This is a genomic window from Mesorhizobium sp. P3_A9 (assembly GCF_056402975.1).
Window position 1 is genome coordinate 1 of the sequence record NZ_JBFUGJ010000574.1, and the last position, 2384, is coordinate 2384.

General features: G+C 63.1%; 4 protein-coding genes. 2 read left to right on the forward strand and 2 right to left on the reverse strand.

Annotated features, from left to right (window positions below):
- A partial coding sequence (locus AC1DX0_RS34685) for a DUF423 domain-containing protein (RefSeq protein ID WP_477358894.1) occupies nucleotides 1-256 on the forward strand: 256 nt, incomplete at its 5' end.
- A 12-nt stretch (nucleotides 257-268) separates the two neighbouring features.
- Here the strand turns inward: AC1DX0_RS34685 and AC1DX0_RS34690 are convergent.
- Complete coding sequence (locus AC1DX0_RS34690; RefSeq protein ID WP_477221142.1) at nucleotides 269-685, reverse strand: hypothetical protein; 417 nt, start codon at nucleotides 683-685, stop codon at nucleotides 269-271.
- A 102-nt stretch (nucleotides 686-787) separates the two neighbouring features.
- Between AC1DX0_RS34690 and AC1DX0_RS34695 the strand changes: the two genes are divergently transcribed.
- The gene (locus AC1DX0_RS34695; protein WP_477221141.1) at nucleotides 788-1867 is read left to right on the forward strand and encodes a LacI family DNA-binding transcriptional regulator; all 1080 of its coding nucleotides are present in this window, start codon (nucleotides 788-790) and stop codon (nucleotides 1865-1867) included.
- 9 nt (nucleotides 1868-1876) lie between these two features.
- Here AC1DX0_RS34695 and opgC read toward each other — a convergent pair.
- Nucleotides 1877-2384: OpgC domain-containing protein (gene opgC, locus AC1DX0_RS34700; RefSeq protein WP_477358897.1), on the reverse strand; the 508-nt coding region annotated here is incomplete at its 5' end.

Sequence of the window (2384 nt, forward strand, 5' to 3'; positions counted from 1 at the left end):
CACCGGCACGGCCGCGTCGTTCCTGTTGATGCACGCACCGGTCTTCCTCGCTGTCGGCCTCATTGGCGCGAATCGCTGCCTGCGGATTGCGAGCGTCGTCCTGCTTGTCGGGCTCCTGCTTTTCGCGGGCGATCTTCTCGCCCGCGATTTCCTGGGATCGAAACTGTTTCCGATGTCGGCGCCAATCGGCGGCACCCTGCTCATCGCCGGCTGGCTGGGGATAGCAATCTCCGCCCTGGTACGCCCGCGCTCCTGAGGCCAAAGTGGATCAATCCCGGGGACGTTCGGTGCGAACCCAAAGATCGCGATTGCGCACGGCCGGTTTCGTCAGGCGCCGCACCTTCGGCCGCTCGGCGGCCGGCGCGATGCCCCAGTAGTTGCGATAGATGTCCTCGAACAGATGCTTGATGGGATGCATGGATTTTCTCCCTTTGAATTGAGTTGAATCGATCCAATCGGCACGTAAAAAAATGGCGCCGATCAGCTCCGCTTGCGCTCCACAAGGAAGCGAAGGTCGCGAATCCAAGGACCGGTCCTGCTCCGGCGCCCGGACCTGTTGGTGGCCGACCCGATACTCCAGTCGTTGCGGTAGATGTCTTCGAACAGATAATTGACGGGATGCATCGCGCACCTCCCCTTCGTCATTCAGCAGAACAAATCTGCCCATTTGGATCGATTCAAACATAGATCCTCAACCATCTCCGGTCAAGTGAAATTTGAATCGATCCAACGAAAGTGCTAGGTGCAAATCCGGAACGTGCTAAATGCATGTCAGGAGGCCCGCACAATGGCGTCACTCACCGCAGGCAATCGAAGACCCGTCCGGCTGGCCGACATCGCCAAGGCTGCGGGTGTCTCGCACGGCACCGCATCCAATGTCTTCAGCCGCCCGGAAATCGTGCGCGAGGAAGTCCGTGAACGGGTCAAGGCAGCAGCCGAGGCGATGGGCTATGGCGGGCCGGATCCCAAGGGTCGCTTGCTGCGGGCCGGCAAGGTCAACGCCATTGGCGTCGCCACCGCCGAGCCCCTCTCCTATTTCTTCGACGATCCCTTCGCGCGGGTCATGATGGCGAGCATCTCGCAGGCCTGCGACGCAACGGGAGCCGGCATCTCCCTGGTCTCGGCTGCCAACAACGAACAACTGGCCTGGAACATCCAGAGCGCCCTGGTCGACGGCTTCATCGTCTTCTGCGTCGAAGGCGGTTCGCGCCTGGTGGAACTGGCGCGCGAGCGAAAACTGCCCTTCGTGGCGCTCGACCTCGCCTCCGAGGACGGAGCGGTTGCGGCGATCGGTGTCGACAACATCGCCGGCGCCAGCCTTGCGGCGCGCCATCTCACGGATCTTGGACATCGCCGTTTTGCGGTTCTGGCGCTGCCGTTCGCTGACGGCAGAACAGGTCTTGTCTCGCCCGAGCAGGTTCGGGCCGCGACCTATGCGGGAACGCGCGACCGCCTGACCGGCTATCTCGAGGAGCTTTCGCGGGTTGGCGTCGACACATCCAAAGTGCCCGTCTACGAGACTGCCAACGATGCGGCCACCACGATAGCGGGGCTCGAAACCATCTTCGACGCCGCCAAGGAGCCGCCCACGGCGGTCCTGGCGATGTCGGACAGAATGGCTCTGGTGGCGCTCGAATGGCTGAGCGCGCGCAAGCTCAACGTTCCCAAAGATGTTTCCGTCGTCGGGTTCGACGGTGTTCCGGAAGCAGCGGCGTCCGAACCATCATTGACCACCGTCGCCCAGCCGATTGCCGAGATGGGCCGTCTCGCCGTCAAGGCGATCCTTGAAAACGACGGCGGGGTCAGCCGTCATCAGTTGCCGGTCGAACTGATCGTGCGCGCCTCGTCGGCTCCGCCGCGCGGCTGAACCATACCCTCAGCGATTGGCTCTTGCGACGGCGGAGATGCCGAAAGACGCACGAACCGGCGTAACATCCTTTTGCGTCGTGCGGGCCTTGCCCGCGCCGCCGATGGTCGACAGCCATTCGAGATAGAAGGCGAGCGCGAACTGCATGGCGATGCCGGCTGATAGCAGCAGGCTGTCGTAGGCAAGCCCGCCCGGATTGATCAGTTTCATCACCTGCGCGRCCATGGCGATCACCGTACCGGCGATGAARACCGGCAGCGAGCGCTTGCCSAGTATCGCCAAAGGATGGTCTGGGCTGGTGCGGAACAGGTTCGACAGAGCCGGCAAGGCGACGATGAGGTAGCTGACCGCCAGGATGTGCAACAGCCGCGGCAGCGACAGGAAGGTCTTGTCGAAGCCACCGATGACCACGGGCAGCTTGAACCAGGTTATCTGCCCCCAGAGCGGGCTGTGCACCCAGACCAGCGCCGTCGCCACATAGGCCGCGGCCGCGCCGACCAGCCAGCGGTTGACCGGA